A 25276-nucleotide genomic window follows, 5' to 3' on the forward strand; every position below is an offset into this window, starting at 1 on the left:
TCGCTCGACTTGCATGTATTAGGCACGCCGCCAGCGTTCGTCCTGAGCCAGGATCAAACTCTCCATAAAAGAAATTTGATTAGCTCAAATTGTTTTGCTGGCATCAATTTTGATGTCCAAAATTTTGCTTCGTTCACTAGCTAAGCTAGCTACTAAAAACTTTATTGATTACGTTTTGCTTGTTCAGTTTTCAAGGTTCATTTAGTTGCTACGTTTTTGATAGCAACTCTTAAATTATAATATACTCAGTTATCATTGTCAACAACTTTTTTCAAAAAGTTTTTCGTTTACAAGAGACAACTTTTAAATCTTACCACAACCACATTTCAGTGTCAACAACTTTTTCGTTTGTTGAATTTTTATGATGGTGTTGTTCTTACGTCGTTTTAACGACAAGTAATAATTTATCATGTTCGTAATTACTTCGCAAGTATTTTTTTCATAGAAAATGATATTATTGAAAAAACATGCATTAGTAAGCTATTTTCTACACTTATGAGAATGTAGATTTTATATCATTCTCTGTTCTAACTTAAATGATTTGTTTTACTATACATTGCTTTCTTTTAAAACTCAACAAATTAAAGACTAAAACATAGAAGCAGGAGTTAAAAGCATCTGCTTCATTTTCTCCTGCTTACTCAACTAAAAAACCTCATCGTTTGTTATTCAAGCTTCGCGCTACTACTTTAAGCCATCATCTTGTGGATCAACTATATTTAAACACCACAGGAAATTATCCCACGCGGAATACCAGCCACTAAAAATTTCAGAAGAATCATCCCAGCGAACATCAAACTTCTTATGTCCGTCTATCTCTACTAAATATAAAGTAAGATTCTCGTCTTTTTTGGCAACTACTAATTTCATTCCATGCTCAAGTTCTTCTTCTGTAAATGGAACATCCGATACAGAACGTAATTGAGCCTGTTCAAATACTTGTTTGTTAATAATTTTGTAATTCATTATATGCCCCCAATAAAAATACTTCTTTTTTATCTACTGTCGTTTATAAAAACATAGAACTATAAAAGTATAACCTAAATATAATCCACGTTTAAACAACTTAATTTTTTTAATACAAAAAAGAGGAGAATTGCCTTATCCAGCAAATTCTCCTCTTCATTCTATTCTTATCTTACTGTTAGAAAAGATGCTACGACTATTTAGTAATATGACGCATTGTCGGGAATAATAATACATCACGAATGGAAGGTGAGTTTGTTAATAGCATGATTAATCGGTCAATACCAATGCCTAGTCCACCTGTTGGAGGCATACCATATTCCAAAGCTTCAATGAAATCATTGTCCATTTCATGTGCCTCATCATTACCAGCTGCTTTCTCTGCTAATTGTGCTTCAAAGCGCTGACGTTGATCGATTGGGTCATTTAATTCTGTGAAGGCATTTGCATGCTCACGACGAACAATAAATAGCTCAAAGCGATCTGTGAAACGCTCGTCCTCTGGATTTTTCTTTGCAAGAGGCGAGATTTCCACTGGGTGCCCATATACAAATGTAGGTTGTACAAGTGTTTCTTCTATTTTTTGCTCAAAGAATTCATTAATAATATGACCTACTTCATGAACATCTTTCACTTCTACTCCATGTTCTTTAGCAAGAGCCTGAGCTTGCTCTTTTGTCATCGGCTGCCAGAAGTCTACACCAGTTGCTTCTTTTACGGCATCAACCATGTGAACTCGTCTCCAGCCCACTGCAAGGTTAATTTCATCTTCTCCATATTGAACTGTAGTCGTTCCAAGAACTTCTTGAGCAACGTGTGCTATAAGGTTTTCAGTAAGAGACATGATATCTTGATAGTCAGCGTATGCTTCATAGAGCTCAATCATTGTAAATTCAGGGTTATGTCGTGTCGAGATCCCTTCGTTTCGGAATACACGTCCAATCTCATAAACCTTTTCTAAACCACCCACAATTAAGCGTTTTAAATGCAGTTCGATTGCGATTCGCATATATAATTCCATATCAAGTGCATTATGATGAGTAATAAATGGACGAGCAGCCGCACCACCAGCAATTGTATGAAGCATTGGTGTTTCTACTTCTAAATATCCAGAGTTATCAAGATAGTTGCGGATAGCACGGATAATTTTAGAACGTGCTATAAATGTTAATTTGCTTTCTTCATTCGTCATAAGATCTAAGTAGCGTTGACGATAACGTTGCTCAACATCCTGTAAACCATGGAACTTCTCTGGCATAGGACGTAGCGCCTTTGTAAGGAATGTGAATTCCTCTGCCTTTACTGAGAGCTCGCCAACCTGTGTGCGGAATACATTCCCTCGGATACCTACGATATCTCCCAAATCAGCTTGTTTAAATAATTCATACGCTTCTTCACCTACATGGTCTTGACGAACGTAGATTTGAATTTGGCCACCCAAATCTTGAATATGTGCAAAGCCAGCTTTTCCTTTACCGCGCTTCGTCATTATACGACCCGCAATAATAACCTCTTGCAGATTTTCTTCTAGTTGCTCTTTTGTTTGATCTGCAAATTGTTCCTTTACTTCTGTTGACAAATGCGTACGTTCAAAACGGCTACCAAATGGATCTTGTCCGTTCTCTAATATAGTCGTCATTTTTTGGCGTCTCACCAAAAGCTGGTCATTTAATTCTTCTATGTTTGACACTTGTTTCACTCCTTAAATAAATAGCGTTTACGTCCATAATATTTCTATTGTACACAATTTTAATGCTGTAATCATCTGTTTCAGTTTATTTTCAATACAAGATAAGATAATTAATAATTCTAAAAATTAAAGCGCGCAAAAAAAGCGTCTCTGTCAAAACTTGAGACGCTCACGGTATCTTTATCTTAAATAATTAATTCTTTTGCTTCAGGGATCATGAGATTGGACTCGGATTCTGCATACTCTTGAACAAGGCCATTTAATAACGCGCGAAGCTCTGCTGCCGTTTCTGTTTGGTTAATAGCGTTACGTGCTTTACCATTACCTCTAATTCCCTTCAAATACCAAGATGCATGCTTACGCATTTCACGAACTGCTATACCTTCTCCTTTTAATTGGAGCAGACGTTCAAAGTGAAGTAGACAGACGTCCATTTTTTCACGTACACTCGGTTCTTCCTTTAATTCACCAGTTTCTAGGTATTGAACTGTACGATAAATCATCCATGGGTTACCCAAAGCGGCACGACCAATCATCACTGCATCTACACCTGTAGTTTCTAGCATACGTTTAGCGTCCTGCGGCGTTTCTACATCACCATTACCAAGAACAGGGATTTTCACATTTTCCTTTACCTGACGAATGATATCCCAATTCGCCTTCCCTTCGTACATTTGTACACGTGTACGACCATGAACCGCTACCGCTGACGCACCAGCACGTTCAACAGCCTGGGCATTTTCAATAGCGAAGATATGCTCATCATCCCAACCAATTCGCATTTTTACGCTAATAGGCTTTTTCACTGCATCCACCACAGCGGCTACCATTTCATACACTTTATTAGGATCTAAAAGCAAGCGAGCTCCCGCTTCACATTTAATGATTTTATTAACAGGGCACCCCATATTGATATCTATAATATCAGCGGATGTATTTTGATCTACATACTTAGCGGCCTCTACTAATGTTTCTTTATCTCCACCAAAAATTTGTAGTGACAGAGGATTTTCACGTTCATCGATATAAAGCATACCTAATGTTTTTTCGTTTTTTTGAACAATGCCCTTATCACTAATCATTTCAGCATATACAAGCCCTGCTCCGAACTCCTTAACGGTTAATCGGAAAGCAGAATTACAAATCCCTGCCATTGGAGCTAATACAACACGGTTGTCCATGACAATATCGCCAATTTGAAAGGGCTTCTCTGTTGTTTGACTCAACGTTGTCTTCCTCCTATATAGGCATGTACCTATTTATCCTTAATTTAAAATTATATAAAGCGCCTACCTAACTCACTATAAGAGGTTCGTTAGTTGGCTGCCACAAGTTTATACCTTCACGCTCACAGTCCATCTGTTGCAATAAATGATGTGCTTGTTGTAGCTGATCTCCGAAAGGTGCTGGAGTAATCTCTACCAGTGGCACTAAGACGAAAGCTCGCTCATACATTCTTGGATGAGGAACAAGTAGGTTCTCTGTTTCAATATTTTCTTGATTGTAAAGTAAAATGTCAAGGTCGATGATTCGTGGACCCCAACGAAATTCTCGCACACGCCCTAACTCTTGCTCAATCGATTGGCAAATCTTCAGCATTTCAGTAGATGATGCATCGGTTTTGAGATGAACAGCAATATTCAAAAAGTCTGCCTGATCTGTATAGCCTACAGCTGCCGTTTCATAAACAGATGAAACACGAACAACCTCAATGTTCTCCTTCTCTCTTAAAAGAGCAACAGCTTGTTGAAGGTTTTCATATCTCTCACCCATATTTGTTCCTATTGATAAATAGACATCCTTCATTAAAAATCACCTCTCGTTACCTCAACAGACACTTCTTTGTAATAGCCGTGGATTGGTGGGTCTGGCTTGATCAGCTCTACACGAACGCCCTTTATTTTTTCAGGGTATGTTGTTAAAATCACGTTTGCCATTTTCACAACAAGTGCCTCAATAAGCTTAAAAGGTTCTCCTTCTACAATATCACGACACAAAGCATAGACCTCTGCATAATTTACCGTATAAGCGAGGTCATCCGTTTCTCCAGCCTTTGTCATATCTACAGCCAGCGAAACATTTGCTCGAAAACGTTGACCAAGAGTTGTTTCTGCCGCTAATACACCGTGGTAACCATAAAACTGCATATCTTTTAAATGAATATAATCCATTATGCCTCCTCCTTATACAGTCGTTTCCCTACTAGTACATCAGCCATATGCGCTGCACGTGCCATTTCCTTTACATCATGAACGCGTATCATATTACAGCCCTTTTCAATTCCATAAACTACCGTTGCTCCCGTACCTTCAAGACGTTCATTAACTGGTAGCTTCAAGACATTGCCGATCATGGATTTACGTGATGTTGCTAAAAGCACAGGATAGCCCATCTCCACTAAATCCTTTAAGTGTTGCATCATGGCTATATTCTGCTCAGTGTTTTTAGCAAAGCCGATACCAGGATCTAGGATAATATGATGATCAGGAACCCCCGCTTGATGTACGATAGCAATACTTTCATCTAAATCCGCTTTCGCCGTTGACCAAAAATCAACACCATAATCCATATTTTCACGATTGTGCATTAAAATTATTGGAACATGTAAATCAGCTGCAACCTGTGCAATTTCCGGTTCAGCTTTTGCTCCCCAAATATCATTTATCACATGCGCCCCCGCCTCAATGGCAGCTCGCGCTACGTTTGCTTTATACGTATCAACCGAAATAATGGCATCTACTTCTTTCAATAATGCTTGTATAACAGGTACAATACGTGTAATTTCATCTTCATCTGAAATACGCTCATAACCAGGACGTGTAGACTCTCCGCCTACATCAATAATTTTAGCACCATCCGCTACCATTTTTTTCGCTTGAGCTACCGCAGCTTCGACACTGTTGAACTTTCCTCCATCAGAGAAGGAGTCTGGTGTAACATTTAAAATACCCATTACAAACGTTTCTTTTGTAAAGTCTAATGTAATACCATTAATGGTTAATGGTTTTATATATTTATCTAGCATACAAACGCTCCCTCTATCGTTGCTCCACTTCTTGAGCAAATGCATCATGTAAACACGAATAAACAGGTCCTTTATTACCTAATAATTGCTGGTTCTCTATATGAATGATCGGTACAAGCTCCTGCACGGAATTGGTAATAAAGCATTCCGTACTTTGTTGTAAGTCTTCCTTCATATAAAAGCCTTCTCTTACTTCAATACCAAGAGCATCGGCTTTTTTTATAACCCAAGCTCGAACAATGCCAGGTAGTATGCCTGTTTCCAAAGAAGGCGTATATAGTATATCATTTTTTACCCAAAAAACATTTGAGGTTACACCTTCTGCAACGTAGCCGGCTTCCGTTAAAAAGAAACCTTCTTGCTGTGCCAAAGACGGCAGCTCGAAACGGCCAAGCACATTGTTGCCATAATGATGTGATTTGACGCGCACCCCTTGTTCAGGCGAATTACGTGGTGTAGTAAGCCACTGAGCTGTCTTTTCAGTTCCACGAGGTGTATCCAGTAATTCTTTACGAAAGATAATGACATTGGGTTGCATGTATTCTGTTGGCTGCAAACCAATATTATGTTCACCTGCTGAAACATTAAGACGGAAATAGCCATCCTGACCACCAGCTTGCTGATTTAATTGTTGCACAACTTCAAATAAAACACTTTCAGGATAGGTTAAATGAATGCGATATTGTGATAAAGCCTGCTGTAATCTTTTCATATGTGCATCCCATTCAAATATCTGCCCTTCATATGTTCGGAACGTTTCAAAGAAGCCCAAACCATATAAAAAACCATGGTCAAAAGGGGAAATTCGCAAATCCTCGGCTGCCATATAGCTTCCATTCATCCAGCACTGCATCTATTTAACTCCTTCTACGTACATTTCTATAAATTGACGAAGGAGTTGTTTACCTTGCTCAGTCATAATAGATTCTGGGTGATATTGTACACCCTCTATTGGATACTCCTTGTGACGAAGCCCCATAATTTCTCCCTCTTCTGTCCAAGCGGTTACTTCTAGACAAGTCGGTAGTGTCTCTTTTTCTACAATGAGAGAATGATAGCGAGTAGCTTGAAATGGGTTTGGCATAGCTCTATGTAAACCAACTTCAGCATGTAATACAGGGGATATCTTCCCATGCATAAGGCGCTCAGCCCGTATTACCTGACCACCGAACACTTGCGCAATAGCCTGATGTCCAAGACAAACACCTAAAATTGGAATATTTCCCGCGAAATATCGGATAATATTCAGACTTTCACCCGCTTCATTTGGACTACACGGCCCCGGTGAAATAACTATCATATCTGGTGCAAGTTGCTCTATGTCCTCTATTGTTAATACATCATTTCGTTTTACTATTACTTCATGACCAAACTCACCCAAATATTGTACGATGTTATAAATAAATGAATCATAGTTATCGATCATTAAAATCATTTTGCTCGCCCCTCCGCCATGGCCTTTGCCTGCCACATGGCCTTCGCCTTATTTAAAGATTCCTGATATTCTCTTTCTGGAACAGAATCAATGACAATACCTGCTCCTGCCTGAATATGCGCGATCCCATCTTTTATAAATGCTGTACGAATCACAATATTAAACTCCATGTCCCCAGTATAGCCGAGCCAGCCAATAGAACCCGTGTATAAGCCACGTCTTACAGGCTCTAATTCTTCGATAATCTCCATTGTTCGTATCTTTGGTGCACCAGTAATAGTACCGCCTGGGAACATTGCACGGATAACATCAGCGTTTGTTTTGCCTTCCGCTATTTCTCCCCGAACATTAGATACAATGTGCATAACATGCGAATAGCGTTCAATGACCATGAACTCATCTACTTCTACTGTTCCATAGGTTGATACTCGCCCTAAATCATTACGCTCTAAATCTACTAACATCACATGCTCTGCGCGTTCTTTATCATTGTCAATTAATTCTTGAGCTAATGCTAAATCTTCCTCTTCAGATTTCCCTCTTGGACGCGTTCCCGCAATGGGTCTTGTTGATAATTCTTGACCCTGGCGTTTAACTAAAAGCTCAGGTGATCCAGAAACAACCGCAAAATCAGGGGCTTCCATATAAGCCATGTAAGGTGACGGATTAAAGGCTCTTAATGCCTCATATACATCCATCGCTGTCGTATTTAAGTTTTTAGATTGACGAACTGATAAATTCACCTGAAACACATCACCTTGTGCGATATAGGTTTGAATTTTCTGCACCGCCGCCTCAAAGTCAGTCCCTGCGAATGACACAAGCAATTCACTCTCGTCATTGACTACTTCTATAGCATTGGTCTTTTCAAATTTACGCGTAGCAAGTCCATCACGGGCTGCAACTTGCCAATTAGTAGCCCATTCTTCTAAGTCAACAACACAATCTTCTAGCTTCATTAACGTGACCGTATTGTGTTTCACATCATGTACTGCCCAGCTATCAAACAAATAAAAATAAATATCTGGTATTTGTAGATCGTCATTAGCTGTATTAGGAAGCACTTCAATATTGCGCGCATAATCATATGTTACAAATCCAATAGCTCCCCCCTGAAAAACTGGAAGTTCCGCATTATGGGGAACCTGGTATTCCGCCACGAGTTCTTCCAACAATGCAAGAGATTCACCTGGTAAAACTTCGCTTCTGCCATTTCTCCAATTTACTAAAAGTCCGTCCTCTACCGATTGTGCGGTTGCTAATGGATTCCAAGCAGCTATTGTAAAATGACCACCACGTCCACTTTCTAAAAAGACATGCGAATCTTGTGTCTCAGTTTGCTTTTTATAACTATAAAAAAATGAATCTGCATCCATCTCTACTGTTTTCGTCAAAATTGTCTTCAAGTTAGCTTTCCCCTTTTAAATCATTTGATGTGATTCCATCTTAACGTGAATATTACATAGATGCGAATATTTTTATAAGGCTCTATGAAATTCTAAGCGCACTAAAAAAGACTCCTTATCAGGAAGGAGTCTTTTTTCTATTAACTTAAATTAGTCTTCAAATTGATAGAGAGGTGTTGATAGATAACGTTCACCATTCGAAGGAACAATAGCAAGGACATTTGAACCCTTACCTAAACGTTTTGCGGCTTCAATTGCAGCATAGATCGCAGCGCCTGACGATATACCACATAAAATACCTTCTTCACGAGCTACTTTACGAGCTACTTCAAAAGCTACCTCGTTTTCAACAGGGAATACAGACGAATAAATCTCTGTATCTAAAACTGTTGGCACAAACCCTGCTCCAATCCCTTGAATTTTATGAGGGCCAGGCTGACCACCAGAAAGAACAGGCGAATCTTTTGGCTCTACAGCGATAATTTCAACATTGGGATACTTTTCTTTTAATACGGCACCTGCACCTGTAATAGTACCACCAGTACCAACTCCAGCTACAAATGCATCTAGTGTTAAGCCATCGAATGCTTCAACAATTTCAGGGCCTGTAGTTAGGCGGTGAATAACAGCATTCGCTGGGTTCGTGAATTGTTGTGGTAGGAAATAGCCATGCTCTGCAGATAATTCTTCTGCTTTAGCAATAGCGCCTTTCATACCCGCTGGTCCAGGAGTCAATACAAGATCCGCACCATAAGCACGAAGTAAGTTTCGTCGCTCTAAGCTCATTGTTTCTGGCATCACTAAAATTGCTTTATAGCCTTTAGCAGCAGCAATCATAGCAAGACCAATACCTGTATTACCAGATGTCGGCTCGATAATCGTACCACCTGGTTGTAATGTTCCATCTTTTTCTGCCGCTTCAATCATGGCTAACGCTAAACGGTCTTTCACTGAGCTTCCCGGATTAAAATATTCTAATTTTACATAAACAGTACCTTCATTTTCACTTGTTGCATGATTTAATTTAACGATTGGTGTTTTACCAACTAATTCAGCTATCGAGTTCGCTAATCTACTCATTTAATAATCCACTCCCAATCCCTACTATTTTTATAGGTTTTACTTATTTTGTATTTTATCAATTTTTCCATTCGATTGTCAATAAATAAAACTTGTATTTTCAGAATATTTATCTACTGTCAATGGATGGCGCCTTTGCTAGTCCATCAAACATCGCATAAAGACAAAAAGAATCTGCACCATTTGTCGGGTAAGTCCATTCTGATGACATCCACTGTCTGCAAGTTTTTTAGACTTATGCTACCCGCAAAGAACTTGCAGATTCTTTCATTTATTATTTTTCTTTTTTAGATTCTCCATAATACCATGTAGCATTAAATTCAGACCAAAACGCTTCAGGTGTAACAGATTGTGGCAACTGCTCTAAAGCTAATTCACGCTCGATATGTTCTTTCACATCGTCATATGTAAAGGATTGTCCCTCTAAAACCTCTTGCACCTGTACAATGCCATAATGACCATTATCTAACTTAAAGGCTTTACTTACCTCATTTGCCTTTGTAGATTTCACAGCATTAATAATGGCAGGATCCACGTTTTCCTGATTTTCCGTCAGGAAGCCAACGTCTCCCCCTAAACTCGCCGAAGCACTATCTAAGGAAATCTCACGGGCTAGCACTGAAAAATCAGAGCCATTTTTTAACTCACCCAGCGCCTCATCAGCCGCTTTCTTGGCGTCAACCTCAATAAAATTGGTACGATAGCTTGTTTTTGTATTGTATAGTCCTTGATTTTCCTCATAGTACTTTTCAATACTCTCTTCACTTATCACTACATCTTTTGTGAGTACCTTATCTAAAATAAGTTGTGAACGAATTTTTTGGCGTAGTTGCTCCGCTGAGAGATTTTGCATTGCTGTATCAAATTTATCTTGAGCAGAACGCATTAAGGCTAATTCGAGATCAATTTCTTGATCAGTAACTTTAATTTTATATGTCTTTGCTGCCTTTTCCATTACAGATTCATTGACTAAATTTTGTAGTGTTTCTTTGCCATATCGCTCTTCCATAGCAATCATCCACTCTTGGCGCGTGATAACATCCCCGTCAATGGCAGCGACTTGTTCATCGCTACCAATTTCCTGACTTTTATTTGGGATAGCCCATGCAATGAACCATAAAATATTACCTAATAACAATACCGCAATGACAGACAGAGCTGGTTTTGTTTTTAAACGGCGCTGTAGTAAAGGGGTTTGGTTTGGTGTTGTAGTGGCAGAAGGTCGTCTATTACGATTTGAGCTCATCAATAAACCCTTCTAACTCTTCTTTTGAAAAATGATAGGTCTCTAAGCAGAAATGACATTGTGCATCTGCACTGTCATCCTCTTCAATCATTTCTTTAATTTCAGCTATTCCTAGACCTAAAATTGCTGCACCAAACCGCTCTTTTGAACATTGACATTTAAATTCAACAGGCATGGAATCTAAAATTTGTAGATGGCCATTTCCTAATACAGCTTCTAAAATTTGCTCAGGTGTAAAGCCTTTTTCAATCATTTTCGAAACTGGCTCTATTGTAGCAAGATGCTGTTCGATTTCATTGATTGTTTCCTCTTCACAGCCTGGCATTAATTGCAGAATAAATCCTCCTGCAGCAAGAATTGTGTTGTCCGGATTAACTAATACGCCTAAACCAACTGATGAAGGTACTTGCTCAGACGTAGCGAAATAATAAGTAAAATCTTCAGCAATTTCACCTGAAACAATTGGTGTTTGGCCTGAAAACATATCTCGCAAACCAAGATCCTTAACAATTGTTAGAGCTCCTTCAGTCCCAACGCCTGCTCGCACATCTAGCTTACCTTGCTCGTTTAAATCGAAATGAACATGAGGATTCGTGACAAATCCACGTACTTCTCCACGTGCATTACTATCGATTACCATTGGACCAATCGGACCATTACCCTCAATCTTGATTGTAATCTTCTCTTCACCTTTTAACATAGCACCCATCATTACAGCCGCTGTCATAGAGCGCCCTAGAGCAGCTGATACAACTGGCCATGTATCGTGACGACGTTGTGCTTCTCCAACTGTTGCTGTTGTACGGGCTGCAAATACACGTACCTGTCCATTAAATCCTAAACCTCTAACTAAATAATCATTCATAAATGAAATGTCCCTCATTTCTTATTGGTTACGTTTATACAGTTTATATAAACCCTTTAACGTTAAAAACGGATCCACAACATCAATAATTTGCGTTTCCCCTGCAATTAGATTTGCTAATCCACCTGTAGCAATTACTAATGGCTCCTCTTTACTTTGTCCCTTCATCCGATTAACAATGCCCTCAACTTGTCCTACGAAGCCATAAAAAATTCCGGCCTGCATGGCGGAAACGGTTGTTTTTCCTACAATATGTGTAGGTCTTAATATTTCAATACGCGGCAATCTAGCAGCCTGAGTATAAAGAGCCTCTGTCGAAATGGTTATACCTGGCGCAATCGCACCACCCATATAGTCGCCTTTTTCATTTAAATAACAATAAGTTGTTGCTGTACCAAAATCAACTATAATACAAGGTGCTTTATATAAGTCTAAAGCTGCTATAGCGTTAACAATACGGTCTGAACCAACCTCTCGAGGATTTTCGTATTTAATATTCAAACCCGTTTTAACACCAGGACCCACTACTAGAGGTTTTTTTCGAAAATACTTCTGACACATTGCCTCTAATGAATACATAATTGGTGGCACAACTGAGGATATAATAATGCCCGTAATTTGTTCAAATGAAATACCTGCATGATTAAAAAACGAAAGAACTTGCATAGCATATTCATCTTCTGTTTTATAAAGGTCTGTCACCATACGCCAATGGAAGGCTAATTGTTCGTTGTCATCATAAACCCCTAACACAATATTAGAATTCCCTGCATCTAAAACTAAAATCATGGTTGACACCCCCATATCATCATTGTAACTTTCGCCAACCTACTGTTACAACTTACATTATCCATCTAACTTAAAGTTAAAACACTTTAGAAAATGATACCATACTTTTTATGCTAGGAAATAGTATTCCAACCTTCTAAAAAAAGAGCATCCTCAGCTAGGACGCTCCTTAAAAAAATTATTTGAAATTAAATTTTTCCGGATCTGGACCACAGCGTAGACCATCATTTAAAGCATCCAGTTGAGCCATTTCACCATCTGTTAATGTAAAGTCAAAAACATCAAGATTCTCCACCATACGAGTGGCTGTCATCGTTTTTGGGATAGTTACAACGTTGTGCTGTACATCGTAGCGTAATACGATTTGAGCAGGCGTTTTGCCATATTTAGATGCTAACTCTTGAATCAATGCTTCCTCCAATAAGGCGCCGTTCATTAAAGGAGACCAAGCCTCTACTTGGATGTCCTTGTCTGTACAATAAGCACGTACTTCCACTTGCGTTAAATGTGGATGGAATTCGATTTGATTAATAACAGGAATAACCGTAGTTTCATTCAAAAGTTTTTCTAAATGTTGTACATGGAAGTTACTAACACCAATTGAACGCACACGACCATCTTGATAAATCTTTTCCAGTGCCTTATAGACATCTACATAATTTGTATCAATGCCTGGCCAATGTACTAAATATAGATCCAAATAGTCTAATCCTATTTTCTCTAAACTACTATCATAAGCGGCAAGTGTTTCTTCATAGGAAAGTCCATCGTTCCAAACTTTAGATGTTATAAATAGTTCTTCACGCGTAACCAAACCTTCTTCTATGGCTGCTCGTATCCCTCGTCCAACACTTTCTTCATTACGATATACTTGTGCCGTATCGATGCTTCGATAACCTTTCGCAATAGCCATTTTTACGGCTTCAGCTAGGTCTTCTCCTTCTGGAACACGAAATACACCGTAACCAACCAAAGGCATTTTAAGTCCATTATTCAACGTTACAGTTCCCATGCGAAAACACTCCTATCCATTTGTCTTTACAAATACATCTTGTCTCCACCATTTGTGCGAAGTCATATGTAGCTGTCTTCCACTAATATCCTAATGCTTTTTCATAATAAAAGGCAAAGAAAAAGACTGTTTACTCATTTTGCAGTAAACAGTCTTTCCAATTTATTCACGTTTTTCGTCGATACCCTTAGGTGGTTCATTTGATTCCTTGCCTTCTTTTGCAAGGTCTAAAGTTGTTGGGTTTGGCTCTTTACTTAATAGCTCTTTTTCAACAACTGGCTCACCAATCGTATCTAATGTTGGCTTCGTTTCCACTTTCGGAGTGTTATTCCCCTCAATTTTTTCGACAGCCTCTGGTGCTGGTAAAACACCATGATCACGTAAATGCTCGATTTCCTGCGCATTTAATGTTTCTTTCTCCATTAACGTGTTAGCAATTAAATCAAGTAACTCACGATTCTCTGTTAGGATACGTTTCGTACGCTCATATTGCGTATCAATAATTTTTTGCATTTCTTTATCAATTTCATAAGCTATAGAATCAGAGTAATTTTGGTCCGAATTAAAGTCGCGGCCAAGGAATACATTTCCACCCTGACTTGAACCGAATTGCATTGCACCAAGATTTTCACTCATTCCATATTCAGTAACCATAGCTCGTGCGATACTTGTAACCTTTTGGAAGTCGTTATGTGCCCCCGTAGAGACTTCACCAAGAACGATTTCTTCAGCTACGCGACCACCAAGCAGTCCAGCAATACGGTCTAAAAGCTCTTGTCTTGTTGTAAAGAAACGTTCTTCCTTCGGTAACATAATAGCATATCCACCCGCTTGACCACGTGGAACAATTGTTACTTTGTGAACTGTATCCGCTTCATCAAGTTCTAGACCAACAACTACGTGACCAGCTTCGTGGAAGGATACAAGTTTTTTCTCTTTGGCTGAATATACTCGGCTCGCTTTAGCTGGACCAGCGATTACACGGTCAGAAGCTTCATCGATATCTGCCATATTGATGGTACGTTTACTTTTACGAGCGGCTACAAGAGCAGCTTCATTTAGTAAATTTTCTAAATCGGCACCTGAGAAACCTGGCGTACGTTGTGCAACTGCTGCTAAATCAACTGTATCTGCTAAAGGCTTGTTACGTGCATGTACCTTAAGAATCGCCTCACGTCCTTTTACATCAGAATGTCCTACTGTAATTTGACGGTCAAAACGACCTGGACGTAATAATGCTTTATCTAAAATATCTGGTCTGTTTGTTGCAGCGATGATAATAATACCCTCGTTTGCCCCGAAACCATCCATTTCAACTAGCAACTGGTTCAGTGTTTGTTCACGCTCGTCATGACCCCCGCCTAGACCAGCGCCACGTTGACGACCAACTGCATCAATCTCATCTATAAAGATAATACATGGTGCGTTTTTCTTTGCATTTTCGAATAGATCTCGGACACGTGATGCACCGACACCGACAAACATTTCTACAAAGTCAGAACCTGAAATTGAGAAGAATGGAACGCCTGCTTCGCCTGCCACAGCACGTGCAAGTAATGTTTTACCTGTACCTGGAGGACCTACAAGTAAGATACCTTTTGGAATACGTGCACCAATCTCTGTGAATTTACGATGGTCTTTTAAGAAGTCTACAACTTCTACAAGCTCTGCTTTCTCTTCATCAGCACCCGCTACATCTGTAAAACGAACCTTTTTCTTTTGGTCATCATAAAGTTTAGCTTTACTCTTACCAAAGCTCATCACTTTATTACCGCCACCTTGAGATTGGCTCATTAGGAAGAAGAACAAGAAAATGATGATAATGAAAGGGATGATTCCTGTAAAGAATTGAATCCATCCACTCGTTTCTGGCGCTGCTAAATATTTAATATTACTATTTTTTTCCTTAGCAGCCTCATCGATGCGATCCATTAATGATTGGTTATCTCGAGGGATGTTCACTGTAAAGCTTTGACCCTTTTCATAACCTTTTAATGTACCTTCTACGACATAAACTGATTTATCAGGTTGAATTGTAGCACTTGTTATTTCTTTCTTATCTAGAGCTTGTTGGAACTCATGATAAGTTAACTCTTTCGTTGGTGAATTGCCACCGTTGAAAGTACCAAAAATACCGATAATCACTAGGAAAATCAGTAGATAGAATATGGTATATCGAAATATTCGATTCATCTCCAGCCTCCTCATTACAAACAGAAAAATTATAAGTAAAATCTTAACATATCATGATTTCATCATACAACGAAAAGCCCTACTTAAAAAATGTTTCGTTCATTTTTTGCTATTATCAAAACAGTTTTTAGGCCATCTTAATACATCCCAGCGTAATTGTACCTGTTCCATGGGCTCGAAATAGCTGAACATTGTGTCAAGATTTCGAATTATGTTAACCATAATGAAAAACACTTGACTGCGCTGGAGGCCATAACTTTTAAAGCTGGTCGTTTTATATCTTAAAATGAATAAACTTCAGGTTTCAAGATACCAATATAAGGTAGGTTACGATATTTTTCAGCGTAATCTAAACCATATCCAACCACAAAGCCGTCTGGAACTTTAAAACCAACATAATCAGCCGATAGGTTCACTTTTCGACCTGATGGTTTATCAAGTAATGTAACAATTTTAATGGATTTGGCTTTACGATATTTAAATAAGTCTACTAAATAGCTTAACGTTAAACCACTATCGATGATGTCCTCGATAATTAATACGTCACGTCCTTCAACGCTCGTATTTAAATCCTTTAAAATCTTTACTTCTCCAGATGACACGGTAGCATTGCCATAGCTAGAAACATCCATAAAATCTAGCTCAATGAAAGAATCGAAACGTTTCATGAGATCTGTCATAAATGGCATTGCTCCTTTAAGTACACCAACAGCTAATGGGAATGCATCTTTGTATTCCTCTGTTAATTGTGCACCTAGATCTGCAATTCTTTCTTGCAATTGTTCTTCTGTAATCATTACTTTTTCGATGTCATTTTGTAACATATCGATTCCTCCTCGTGATGTATCAACAAATCTTCAACCAATTACGGTGAAATATTTTACAAAGACCTTAGTCTACGATGAGCACTGTATCATCGTTTGGTTGCGGAGTGGTTGAAAAAAACATTCCCATACGCACACCAATTACCGCTACCACCTCATCAGACTGAGAAATCAGTAACGGCCAGCTATTCCGCTCATTTAAAGGAATCTTTTCATCTATAAAAAGGCGAGATAAGCGTTTTGGCTGATCCATTCCTTTTAACAGCATTCTGTCTCCATCCTTGCGTGCTCGAATAGAGAGCGGAAGGTGGAGTTTGCTAGCGTTAAAATAAAAAAGTTGTGCAGTATCCGTCATCAATTCGGACGATAAATCGTGCAACTTGACTACGCATAAGCGTTTACCATTCGTCAGTGTTGTCCACCCATTAGCAGCCGAAATAATTATTTTTTCAGAAGAAGGGTAGTCCTCTGTTGAACTATTCTTCTGAATCATTAATTTTCCGTAACGGCGAACTGCAAGGAAATCTTCAGGCAAGTGAATTTCAGCATACCCTGCTGTCGTATCACAAAGCTTTAAAATTGAAGTCAATAAAGCATAACTTTGTATCGTATTTGAATCTTTGTAAAGATAGTTTAATAGTATTAAAATGAGCCTCCTTTGTAAAGCAAGTGGTACCAATTGAAAAGCCTCAATTTCCATGCTATATGTATTTTCATTACTTCTTTTAATGGTTTTGGAAAATACATCTTCGGCTAATGTCATTAAAAAGGTATTGTCTTCTTGCAATTGCGATGTAAAATGGGTCACTTGTTCGGTCACTCTCGGATTTTCAGCCTCCAGTAAAGGCACGACATGATGTCTGAAACGATTTCGTACATAAGTGTCTTTGGAGTTACTGACATCCTCCCGATAATTTAAACCTTTTCTAAGTAAATATTCCCCTATTTCAGTCTTTGTAACCGTTAAAAACGGACGAATTAATGATTTTCCTTCAAAATATCGCTGAGGGCGTATGCCTTGCATGCTATTCATCGTCGCATTTTTTGTCAGGGCCATTAATACTGACTCCAGTTGGTCATCCGCATGATGTGCAGTTACAAGCTTATTCGCATTCGTTTTGTACAAAACCTCTTTAAAATATCGATACCTTTCTCTACGACATATTAGCTGGGTATTTCCATTCTCCTGTGCCAGTATTGTTGGTATGGAGATCGCTGTGGCATGTAAATAAACGTCATTTTCATCACAATACTTTTGTACAAATGCCCTATCTTCAGCAGAAGCTTCTCCCCTAAGCATATGGTCGACATGTACTGCTTCCACCCGAATGTTCCAGTGCTCTTGTGTTTGAACAAAATAATGGAGTAAAGCCATAGAATCTACTCCACCCGAAACGGCGATGAGAAGATGGTCGTCTTGCTGTAATAATTGCTCTTTTTCAATAAATGTCTTAACCTTTAATTCAAATGACAAACGCTTCTCCTCCCCTTTCGATAATACAAAAAATGATTAGCTCATAGAATATTGTGCTGGTCTAAATACAGCCCATGTCGGAACAACATGTGTCACTTCTAACATGAGTACAGTACAATCATCTTCTATATCAAAGTAATCTTGGAATGACTGCATTATCGTTGTTAGCTTTTCTTGGATAGTATTATTTGTACTGGCTACCTGCTGTGCATAAGCTAAAAACGTCTCCTCTTGCTCATCCCAATCGGCAACACTAGAAAACAGTCCATCTGAATGCATTAAAATGACATCCCCTGCTTTCAGCTTTCTTTTTTCAGCCTCTACCGCAGAAATCGATAGGAAACCTACAGGTGCTGCATTACTCTCAACCTTTATGACTTCCTTTCCACGCAAAATATAGGTCGACATTCCCCCAGCCTTCCATGACCATAAATCACCATGCTGTAAATCCACTAGTGCGAAATCAAGGGTTGCATACATATCATCCTGTTGTTTTAATGACATGACATAATGCAATGTATGCATTGCAGTTTCAGGATTCATATTATAATTAAGGCACTCTCGCATTAAATGTATTAATTTTCTACTTTCATGTTGCGCTTCTTTACTTTGCCCCATACCATCCGATAATAAAATGGCAAATAGACCTGGATGTAATTGGAAAAGTGCGTGTGAATCCCCAGAATACAATGTCGCATCTTTAGACATGCTATATATATCATACTCTACTTCAAAGCTAATAGCTGATCTAAAGCATATTTGTATATGACGAAACGGCATTTCACAGGCCACTACTTTTTCAATTTCAAATGGCTCATTAAAAATTTCGTAAAGAATAGGCAAAATCATCCGTTCAGCTAATGTTGTATCTTTCTCCCAGTCGACACGGGCTGGCGCCAAAGCACAAACTATCTTTCTAGCCCCTGGTTTATTGTTAAGTACATCTAGCTGAAAGCATTCAATATGAGCATCCTTTAAACGTTCAATGATATCCTTTTCAACACTTACAAAAGAAATCGTATCCTCCTTCATCTCAGCAATTAATTGGTTTAAATGATTACTCATATCGCGGAGCTGTAGTGCAATCATTTTTTTACCATGAAAGTACTGCCCGTTAATACGTTCCCTGTATAATTCCGTATCCAACTCTTCAAAAATCTTTGTCGATTTTACGCATTTATAGCGGATTTGTTCTTCTACACGATGAATAGCCGATTCTTTACCTACTCCCTTCATATGAAACCAATCTGTCATCAGCTTGTCCATCCCATTATTTTGAGCTCCCCAGCAATGATCATGACGGAAACAGCTTAAACATGTATTCATCGGGGATACTTCCTTCGCCTCTTCAACTGGCGCGGTCATAAAACGATCAAATACCAGCTCCTTCATAAATTGCACGAAATGCTGAAAATGTTCTAATTTGTATGTGACATGTTCAGTTAACCAATTTTGTCTTGCGAGTAAAATTTCCTCCCGTTGTGGGAAGAGCTTGTCCCTCACCTTATCTGAATATTTTCTAGGGATCGTTAGGAAAAGAACGCTTCCAATGGCAATAGAAGTGAAATACACACTATCTAATGGCAATGTTGCATCATAAAATAAAAAAAACACACTAGGCAAGATACTTCCGATTGCAACCCCGAATCTACCACCTTTAGCCCCCATACCTGCACATAGTCCTGTTAAGGTGGCAACAGATAGCATACCGGTAAAGGAGAGCTTAGCAACACCAATGAGCGTTCCTAATACCGCTCCGATTACCGTTGCTAACGGTACACTTCCGACTAATGCACCAAAACAAATAAAAAGCTGCAATAAAAATATAGGGAGCGAAAAATAGCTAAACACAACTGCTTGCATCCCTGTAAGCATAGCAGCAAACACTACTAACCCTGACCCAAGCTTCTCGTAAGTCCAATGACTCGTAAACCATTCATATGAATTGACGAAAAGCACTTGCATAAATAGGGTCATAATTAGAGCTAGTGCCGCTTCACAGCCTACATAAAATTGTACAAGCACTGGTGGTAAGCCTTGATACATCGCCCCTTGCCACATAATTTGCACCAATAAAACAGCTAAAGAGACGGCAATACTTTGAGGAAGTCGCCAGTAACGGAAACGCATAATACATTCATACATAATGATTTGTAATGCTAAAATCACAACTTGTCCAAAGCCTAGGAAAAAACAGCCGACCAAGCTTCCAAATAAAACGAATTTGGCGTACTCCCTATACTTTGTTCGAATAATTGCCCAAAAAGGAACTGAGAACGGTACTGCTGCTTCAAATACAACGGATTGAGCCAAAAAAAAGGATGTTAAAAAAAATAGGGTGCCTATGAAGACTTGCTTCTTTTTTATCCCTAATTTTCGGTCTTCTACATTTGCTGTATTATACCATTCAATACTTGTCATTTAATTATCCCCTTTCCCGCACTTTTGGCTATTATAAAGAATTATGCATGGAAAGATTGTCTGACGTTGGCATTAAAAAATATAAACATTTCGACGAATACGTATACATAAATACGCAAATTGGCAATAATTTCTTTTGTAATTGTTGGTCATTGTGATCCTATATGAAGTTTTCTGTTCCAGACAATATATCAGATATCGCCTCCCCTTTAACATGGAATCTTCTAAATTGGCGTGCTATCAACTATTCCCCTCTCTTTTCAATGATTACAGCAAGACAATTCTACTTAAGAACAAAAAATCCGCTAAAATATCTTTATATAGCTGACTCTGTCTCATCTTGTTTAAAGAATTTTATTGTAAAATATATTTTTTGATATTTTTTTATTAATCTTCTTGACACTAAGACCAATGGCTTGTATTATTTAACTTGTTGCTTAAGCGACATGCGGAAGTAGTTCAGTGGTAGAACACCACCTTGCCAAGGTGGGGGTCGCGAGTTCGAACCTCGTCTTCCGCTCCATAAAAAATTGGCGGCCTAGCTCAGCTGGCTAGAGCGTACGGTTCATACCCGTAAGGTCGGGGGTTCGATCCCCTCGGCCGCCACCATAGTAGGCCCCTTGGTCAAGTGGTTAAGACACCGCCCTTTCACGGCGGTAACACGGGTTCGAATCCCGTAGGGGTCATCTCAAATAGGCGTCTCAGAATGATATTCTGAGACGCCTATTTTTTATTCTACAATATGATATGTATAAGGTTCGACTATGTGACTACATATAAAATATGGCATACTACATATAAGATTGTATTTTTAGGAGGTTTATTTTCCTTGAGCGCATTAACTAAAGCTGCTTTAATTTGTGGAAGTGGCTCAATGATTATTCTTGTTTCAATACTTATTAATTTACCATTTGTTGTTCAAATAATGTTACTACTTTGCGGGCTTGCTGTAAGCATATATGGCGTCTTTTTACTTGTTAAAATGGTTATTCGTCCAGCAGAAAAAGCACCCATTACTCCTGCTGATGAAAAAGTAGCCACACCTATCAAAAAGAAAAAGGGACCTTCCTCAACTTTATAGGTCAGTCCACAAAAAAGGGATTAGCTTTTTTCAAAGCTAATCCCAGCACTATATCATACACTTTTTCTACGATTAAAACAGTCAGCAAACTACCCTCTTCTAGCTCCGCGACCTCCGCGTTTTGACTCTGTAGCACGTTTAAGTGTTGCTAGACGTTCATCACTATCTTTTAAGAAGCGTGCCATTTTTTGCTCAAAATTTTCTTTTGGCTGGTGGCGGTCGTTACGATCGTTAGAGCGATTATCGCGACGTGGACGCGCTGGACGCTCTGGACGCTCTGGTCTCTCAGCTTGAGGCTTTGCTTTACGGATTGAAAGACCGATCTTTCCGTCCGCTTCAACATTCATCACTTTTACTTCAACTTCATCTCCAACTTTTAGATGCTCATTGATATCTTTTACATAATTGTCAGCAACTTCACTAATGTGAACTAAGCCTGTTTTGCCATCTGGCAGCTCAACGAATGCTCCAAAATTTGTGATTCCTGTTACTTTACCTTGTACCTTGCTGCCTACTTCAATTGACATAAAAAAAATGCTCCTCCTTAAAAATTAAGCGACTCTTTTGAGCCATGTAATCATTTAATTAAACTTTTTACTGCAATAAGCTTCTCTTTTCATTATATATAACTAAAAAAGAGTGTCAACAATACATAGCTTTTCAGTCGTCTTTTTTATCTTCCTTATCTGGAATTATAAAAATAACCTCACCTTTTTCAGACAAGTAATACTCTTTTCTTAATAGTTTTGCGATATATTCATCATCCTGTAATTGTTTGATTTTCAGATTTAGAGAATCCTGTTCCTCTTTCAATTCAGAGAGATGCTGTTTCGCTTCTTCCTTGGATTTCTCTTTAATCGCTAATGTTTCCTGTTGGTTAGATAGCACATTTAAGAGAAGGGCGATAATAATGACTGGTACAATCGCAAAAAAGACGATACGGCGCCATTTACGTTTCCGTGCCTGCTGCTTGCGATTTATAGCTTTATCCGTGTTACGGACATAGTCATTATCAAGCTTTGTAAAGTTCTGTTGTTCATCATTTGATGAATGACGTCTAGTCATGCCCGCACCTCCGAAAATTATTGTTGCTTTTTATTATACTTCAAATATCGTAACTTTTTTAAAAAAGTGTAGGACAAATACGAATAAATTTTGACAAAAGGTCTTATAACAAACATTACTATATTTAATAAAAACTGCAAAATATGTCGAATAACTGAGACGATGAAGCGCACAATGAACCAGAAGGGCCTCCATGTAATATTCACCAAAACTCTAGCTATGAAACGTAAAATAGTTTGAAAAAATGATTGATACAAAAAAATTCCGGCTATTTGCGCAAGCGGGTCGTATGCCCGCCATGCGCCGTCTTTTAGCCAAAATAATAAATAATATGTCAGCCCTCCAAGTAGAATCCATGTTAGTAATTCAAAAACCATCATCCACTTTCGAAGGCTTGACCTTTTTGGAGTTGAGAAAACAATAAGCCTTACACTATCAATAATGAAACCAACTGCTATACCGCTCAAAACCATGACAATTAATTGAAAGAATTGTTCACTAACAATCATCCAAATAACTTATGAAGGAAACCCTTCGAGAAGCCACTTTCCTCCTCGTCGTACTGTAAAGTTTTCACAGTTCCTTCAAGTGTCAATAATCCTTTGTCAACATCTAAATGAACGATATGCAGTTCCTCTCCACGGATTAACAAATGCCCTTGGGACGTCTTAATGAAAAACTCTTCCTGATCAAAGCGTTCAATTGATTTTACAGAAGTCATGTCCATTCTTTTACGATTACGAATCGTTAAAATATGCTCTCCAGATGGAATTGTGTAACGATTACTTTCTTGATGTAGCGTCATTTTTTTCCTCCTTTAGTCGTCCTAGCTTCTGTTCACTTTATGCGGACAACCATCAAAGCATGACAACTTTATTTAAGTTGTCTATTACTTTCATCCATAAATGGAAGCAGGAACAACATTAGGTGGCTAAAAAAGAAATTTATTCTTCATCATCTATAAATTCAGGCTCAATTTTTTCTAGTCTCTCTTCTTTCAAAATGGTAAACATTTTGGCTGCATCTTCTTTTTTCACTGTCTCACGTATTTCTTCTACACGTGCTGTTACTATTTTTTGACCAAATCGGATGGCCAGTTCATCCCCAGCTTTTACTGAGCTACTAGCTTTCGCTACCTTCTCATTGATAGTAATACGACCCTGATCTGCCACCTCTTTAGCTAAAGTACGACGTTTGATTAAACGTGAAACTTTTAAAAATTTATCTAATCTCATAGTTCTTTCTCCCTTTCTAGTTGCTTCGCTTCATTCCAGAACCTATCTAATTGATCTAAAGTAAAGTCAGCAAATAATTTTCCACTTGCCTTTACTTGAGCTTCCACATAGCCAAATCGTCTAGCAAACTTTTCATTGGCATGCAGGATTGCCTCTTCTGGAGATAATTTATAGAAACGTGCTAAGTTCACTAATGTAAATAATACGTCTCCCAATTCATCAAGTCTGGATATACTAGAGCCATTCGTCACCTCATGGCGAAATTCCTGCCACTCCTCCGCAAACTTATCCCATGCACCTTCTACATCCGGCCAGTCAAAACCTACTTTGGCAGCTCTATTTTGATAGTTAAAGGCTGTCTGTAGCGCCGAGGATGCCCTATATTCCCCGTCTAATAGTGGTTTATCAGAATTGCCCTTTTCTTCAGCCTTTATAGCCTCCCAATTGGCTACAACACCATCAGCATCTTCCACTGCGACATCTCCAAAGACATGTGGATGGCGACGAATCATTTTCTCACTAACAGAAGCTAAAACATCTTCAAGCGTAAAGTATCCTTGATCTTCTCCTATTTGTGCATGTAAGAACACTTGTAAAAGCACATCTCCAAGTTCTTCAATCATTGCAAAATCATCTTCAGCATCTACAGCAGCTAAATATTCATGAGCTTCTTCGAGTAAATACTTTTTCAAGGACTCATGAGTTTGCTTTTGATCCCATGGACAGCCATTTGGACCTCTTAATGTTGCAATTATTGTACGGAATGTTGTCCAATCTCTTAAGGCCTCTTCCTGTGAATTTACAGGTGGCACATAGACGGTTGTTAAATTATTAACCTCCACACTTTGATCGAGTTCATAGAGTGGCACAGTAACAATTTTTTCTTGTGAAGATCCCGCAGCCGTAACTACGGTCACTGGGTACTCGTCCTCATATTTTTCCATCAATGTTAGCTTCACTTCTGAAGCACTAAATGTATCGTACACTTGGGCGATTAAGATATGCTGACGCATGTTGATGTCATGCATGGAAAAGCTAGTACCATCCAGCAATTGAAAACCTTCAATCGGATCAATTTTCAATGCACCAAATATCGGATCCAAGAAACTTTGTCCACCTTCTATGACAAGATTGAAAGTTCCCTCATCCGCTGCTTTTATAAGCAATTGCACTGTTTGTTCTGCAACCAATGGATGACCTGGTACCGCGTACATACTATCCTCTATAGCGGTAACTGCTATAAGTGATTCTGCAATTTCTGCATATACTGGCTGAAATGCGTCGTGTTTTTCATAAATTTTGTCAAAGCTTTCGAACGTTATACCTTCTGCCGCTAATTCCTCTAGTACTGGATGATCGATTGTACGAACAAATAATTTTTTAGCAGCTTTCAATTTTTTATAAACGCCCATTTGCAGCTGATTAAAATCCCCTGCGCCTAGACCAATAATAGTTAAAGTATTCATAAT

25 protein-coding genes, 3 tRNA genes and 1 rRNA gene are annotated in these 25276 nt (G+C 38.6%); 4 read left to right on the forward strand and 25 right to left on the reverse strand.

Translation table 11 applies throughout. From position 1 onward, the window contains the following. The 19 genes from C9J29_RS22350 to C9J29_RS22440 form a co-directional block, all read right to left on the reverse strand. Positions 1-69, reverse strand: a 16S ribosomal RNA gene (locus C9J29_RS22350); the annotation flags it as partial. Between the two features lie 615 nt (positions 70-684). After that, entirely contained in the window at positions 685-966 is a 282-nt protein-coding gene (locus tag C9J29_RS22355) for a hypothetical protein (protein ID WP_008180315.1), read from the reverse strand. A 196-nt stretch (positions 967-1162) separates the two neighbouring features. Then, a complete protein-coding gene (lysS, locus tag C9J29_RS22360) occupies positions 1163-2665 on the reverse strand; it encodes a lysine--tRNA ligase (protein WP_008180313.1) in 1503 nt (500 codons plus the stop codon). Between the two features lie 176 nt (positions 2666-2841). After that, entirely contained in the window at positions 2842-3882 is a 1041-nt protein-coding gene (dusB, locus tag C9J29_RS22365; protein ID WP_089987423.1) for a tRNA dihydrouridine synthase DusB, read from the reverse strand. 67 nt (positions 3883-3949) lie between these two features. Next, positions 3950-4462: a 2-amino-4-hydroxy-6-hydroxymethyldihydropteridine diphosphokinase gene (folK, locus tag C9J29_RS22370; protein WP_008180310.1), complete on the reverse strand. Its 513-nt coding sequence runs from the start codon at positions 4460-4462 to the stop codon at positions 3950-3952. Continuing rightward, entirely contained in the window at positions 4462-4827 is a 366-nt protein-coding gene (folB, locus tag C9J29_RS22375; protein WP_008180308.1) for a dihydroneopterin aldolase, read from the reverse strand. The genes folK and folB overlap by 1 nt, the downstream gene beginning before the upstream one ends. After that, positions 4827-5681 (reverse strand): dihydropteroate synthase, encoded by an 855-nt coding sequence (gene folP, locus C9J29_RS22380; protein WP_107922831.1) that lies wholly within the window; start codon positions 5679-5681, stop codon positions 4827-4829. Before folP ends, folB begins: the two co-directional genes overlap by 1 nt. Positions 5682-5694: 13 nt before the next feature. Continuing rightward, a complete protein-coding gene (pabC, locus tag C9J29_RS22385; RefSeq protein ID WP_008180304.1) occupies positions 5695-6534 on the reverse strand; it encodes an aminodeoxychorismate lyase in 840 nt (279 codons plus the stop codon). Further along, complete coding sequence (gene pabA / locus C9J29_RS22390; RefSeq protein WP_008180302.1) at positions 6535-7116, reverse strand: aminodeoxychorismate/anthranilate synthase component II; 582 nt, start codon at positions 7114-7116, stop codon at positions 6535-6537. Next, a complete protein-coding gene (locus C9J29_RS22395; RefSeq protein WP_371861942.1) occupies positions 7113-8522 on the reverse strand; it encodes an anthranilate synthase component I family protein in 1410 nt (469 codons plus the stop codon). Before C9J29_RS22395 ends, pabA begins: the two co-directional genes overlap by 4 nt. A 150-nt stretch (positions 8523-8672) precedes the next feature. Further along, positions 8673-9602, reverse strand: coding sequence for a cysteine synthase A (gene cysK, locus C9J29_RS22400; RefSeq protein ID WP_107922832.1), 930 nt, complete (start codon positions 9600-9602; stop codon positions 8673-8675). A 274-nt stretch (positions 9603-9876) separates the two neighbouring features. After that, positions 9877-10848, reverse strand: coding sequence for a peptidyl-prolyl cis-trans isomerase (locus C9J29_RS22405; RefSeq protein ID WP_008180297.1), 972 nt, complete (start codon positions 10846-10848; stop codon positions 9877-9879). Further along, entirely contained in the window at positions 10832-11713 is an 882-nt protein-coding gene (gene hslO, locus C9J29_RS22410; protein WP_008180295.1) for an Hsp33 family molecular chaperone HslO, read from the reverse strand. Before hslO ends, C9J29_RS22405 begins: the two co-directional genes overlap by 17 nt. Positions 11714-11734: 21 nt before the next feature. Continuing rightward, positions 11735-12502 carry a type III pantothenate kinase gene (locus C9J29_RS22415; protein ID WP_025116969.1) on the reverse strand — a complete coding sequence of 256 codons (768 nt, stop codon included), beginning with the start codon at positions 12500-12502 and terminating at the stop codon, positions 11735-11737. 178 nt (positions 12503-12680) lie between these two features. Continuing rightward, positions 12681-13514, reverse strand: a complete 834-nt coding sequence (locus tag C9J29_RS22420) for an aldo/keto reductase (protein WP_008180292.1) — start codon at positions 13512-13514, stop codon at positions 12681-12683. Positions 13515-13676: 162 nt separating this feature from the next. Next, on the reverse strand, positions 13677-15707 hold the full coding sequence (gene ftsH, locus C9J29_RS22425; protein WP_107922833.1) for an ATP-dependent zinc metalloprotease FtsH: 2031 nt from the start codon (positions 15705-15707) through the stop codon (positions 13677-13679). 281 nt (positions 15708-15988) lie between these two features. Beyond that, a complete protein-coding gene (gene hpt, locus C9J29_RS22430; protein WP_008180288.1) occupies positions 15989-16531 on the reverse strand; it encodes a hypoxanthine phosphoribosyltransferase in 543 nt (180 codons plus the stop codon). Positions 16532-16598: 67 nt separating this feature from the next. Further along, positions 16599-18005 (reverse strand): tRNA lysidine(34) synthetase TilS, encoded by a 1407-nt coding sequence (gene tilS / locus C9J29_RS22435; RefSeq protein ID WP_090003276.1) that lies wholly within the window; start codon positions 18003-18005, stop codon positions 16599-16601. 36 nt (positions 18006-18041) lie between these two features. Then, positions 18042-20426: a SpoIIE family protein phosphatase gene (locus C9J29_RS22440; protein WP_107922834.1), complete on the reverse strand. Its 2385-nt coding sequence runs from the start codon at positions 20424-20426 to the stop codon at positions 18042-18044. A gap of 448 nt (positions 20427-20874) precedes the next feature. On the opposite strand from C9J29_RS22440, the gene C9J29_RS22445 reads away from it, so the two are divergent. The 4 genes from C9J29_RS22445 (at position 20875) to C9J29_RS22460 (ending at position 21507) form a co-directional block, all read left to right on the forward strand. After that, positions 20875-20949: transfer RNA gene (locus C9J29_RS22445), tRNA-Gly, on the forward strand. A gap of 9 nt (positions 20950-20958) precedes the next feature. Beyond that, positions 20959-21035: transfer RNA gene (locus C9J29_RS22450), tRNA-Met, on the forward strand. Positions 21036-21040: 5 nt separating this feature from the next. Beyond that, positions 21041-21112 (forward strand) — tRNA-Glu (locus C9J29_RS22455). A 143-nt stretch (positions 21113-21255) separates the two neighbouring features. After that, the gene (locus tag C9J29_RS22460; RefSeq protein ID WP_043990716.1) at positions 21256-21507 is read left to right on the forward strand and encodes a hypothetical protein; all 252 of its coding nucleotides are present in this window, start codon (positions 21256-21258) and stop codon (positions 21505-21507) included. A gap of 89 nt (positions 21508-21596) precedes the next feature. On the opposite strand, the gene C9J29_RS22465 is transcribed toward C9J29_RS22460, so the two are convergent. The 6 genes from C9J29_RS22465 to yabN all read right to left on the reverse strand — a co-directional run bounded on the left by C9J29_RS22465 (position 21597) and on the right by yabN (position 25273). After that, positions 21597-22034: a S1 domain-containing RNA-binding protein gene (locus C9J29_RS22465; protein ID WP_008180281.1), complete on the reverse strand. Its 438-nt coding sequence runs from the start codon at positions 22032-22034 to the stop codon at positions 21597-21599. Between the two features lie 133 nt (positions 22035-22167). After that, positions 22168-22572, reverse strand: a complete 405-nt coding sequence (locus tag C9J29_RS22470) for an FtsB family cell division protein (RefSeq protein ID WP_107922835.1) — start codon at positions 22570-22572, stop codon at positions 22168-22170. Positions 22573-22589: 17 nt separating this feature from the next. After that, positions 22590-23081, reverse strand: a complete 492-nt coding sequence (yabQ, locus tag C9J29_RS22475) for a spore cortex biosynthesis protein YabQ (RefSeq protein WP_008180277.1) — start codon at positions 23079-23081, stop codon at positions 22590-22592. Continuing rightward, positions 23078-23377, reverse strand: coding sequence for a sporulation protein YabP (gene yabP, locus C9J29_RS22480; protein ID WP_004229167.1), 300 nt, complete (start codon positions 23375-23377; stop codon positions 23078-23080). The genes yabQ and yabP overlap by 4 nt, the downstream gene beginning before the upstream one ends. Before the next feature lie 139 nt (positions 23378-23516). After that, complete coding sequence (locus C9J29_RS22485; protein WP_008180273.1) at positions 23517-23807, reverse strand: RNA-binding S4 domain-containing protein; 291 nt, start codon at positions 23805-23807, stop codon at positions 23517-23519. Continuing rightward, entirely contained in the window at positions 23804-25273 is a 1470-nt protein-coding gene (gene yabN, locus C9J29_RS22490; protein WP_107922836.1) for a bifunctional methyltransferase/pyrophosphohydrolase YabN, read from the reverse strand. Before yabN ends, C9J29_RS22485 begins: the two co-directional genes overlap by 4 nt. Between the last annotated feature and the right edge of the window lie 3 nt (positions 25274-25276).

Source organism: Lysinibacillus fusiformis, from assembly GCF_003049525.1.
GTDB classification, from domain to species: Bacteria; Bacillota; Bacilli; order Bacillales_A; family Planococcaceae; genus Lysinibacillus; species Lysinibacillus fusiformis.

What these genes read in the sequence shown, in the direction of transcription:
- C9J29_RS22355 (WP_008180315.1), bottom strand. Translation starts at nt 966, where the DNA reads ATGAATTACAAAATTATTAACAAACAAGTATTTGAACAGGCTCAATTA.
- folK (WP_008180310.1), bottom strand. Translation starts at nt 4,462, where the DNA reads ATGAAGGATGTCTATTTATCAATAGGAACAAATATGGGTGAGAGATAT.
- folB (WP_008180308.1), bottom strand. Translation starts at nt 4,827, where the DNA reads ATGGATTATATTCATTTAAAAGATATGCAGTTTTATGGTTACCACGGT.
- folP (WP_107922831.1), bottom strand. Translation starts at nt 5,681, where the DNA reads ATGCTAGATAAATATATAAAACCATTAACCATTAATGGTATTACATTA.
- pabC (WP_008180304.1), bottom strand. Translation starts at nt 6,534, where the DNA reads ATGCAGTGCTGGATGAATGGAAGCTATATGGCAGCCGAGGATTTGCGA.
- pabA (WP_008180302.1), bottom strand. Translation starts at nt 7,116, where the DNA reads ATGATTTTAATGATCGATAACTATGATTCATTTATTTATAACATCGTA.
- cysK (WP_107922832.1), bottom strand. Translation starts at nt 9,602, where the DNA reads ATGAGTAGATTAGCGAACTCGATAGCTGAATTAGTTGGTAAAACACCA.
- C9J29_RS22405 (WP_008180297.1), bottom strand. Translation starts at nt 10,848, where the DNA reads ATGAGCTCAAATCGTAATAGACGACCTTCTGCCACTACAACACCAAAC.
- hslO (WP_008180295.1), bottom strand. Translation starts at nt 11,713, where the DNA reads ATGAATGATTATTTAGTTAGAGGTTTAGGATTTAATGGACAGGTACGT.
- C9J29_RS22415 (WP_025116969.1), bottom strand. Translation starts at nt 12,502, where the DNA reads ATGATTTTAGTTTTAGATGCAGGGAATTCTAATATTGTGTTAGGGGTT.
- C9J29_RS22420 (WP_008180292.1), bottom strand. Translation starts at nt 13,514, where the DNA reads ATGGGAACTGTAACGTTGAATAATGGACTTAAAATGCCTTTGGTTGGT.
- ftsH (WP_107922833.1), bottom strand. Translation starts at nt 15,707, where the DNA reads ATGAATCGAATATTTCGATATACCATATTCTATCTACTGATTTTCCTA.
- hpt (WP_008180288.1), bottom strand. Translation starts at nt 16,531, where the DNA reads ATGTTACAAAATGACATCGAAAAAGTAATGATTACAGAAGAACAATTG.
- C9J29_RS22440 (WP_107922834.1), bottom strand. Translation starts at nt 20,426, where the DNA reads ATGACAAGTATTGAATGGTATAATACAGCAAATGTAGAAGACCGAAAA.
- C9J29_RS22465 (WP_008180281.1), bottom strand. Translation starts at nt 22,034, where the DNA reads ATGTCAATTGAAGTAGGCAGCAAGGTACAAGGTAAAGTAACAGGAATC.
- C9J29_RS22470 (WP_107922835.1), bottom strand. Translation starts at nt 22,572, where the DNA reads ATGACTAGACGTCATTCATCAAATGATGAACAACAGAACTTTACAAAG.
- yabQ (WP_008180277.1), bottom strand. Translation starts at nt 23,081, where the DNA reads ATGATTGTTAGTGAACAATTCTTTCAATTAATTGTCATGGTTTTGAGC.
- yabP (WP_004229167.1), bottom strand. Translation starts at nt 23,377, where the DNA reads ATGACGCTACATCAAGAAAGTAATCGTTACACAATTCCATCTGGAGAG.
- C9J29_RS22485 (WP_008180273.1), bottom strand. Translation starts at nt 23,807, where the DNA reads ATGAGATTAGATAAATTTTTAAAAGTTTCACGTTTAATCAAACGTCGT.
- yabN (WP_107922836.1), bottom strand. Translation starts at nt 25,273, where the DNA reads ATGAATACTTTAACTATTATTGGTCTAGGCGCAGGGGATTTTAATCAG.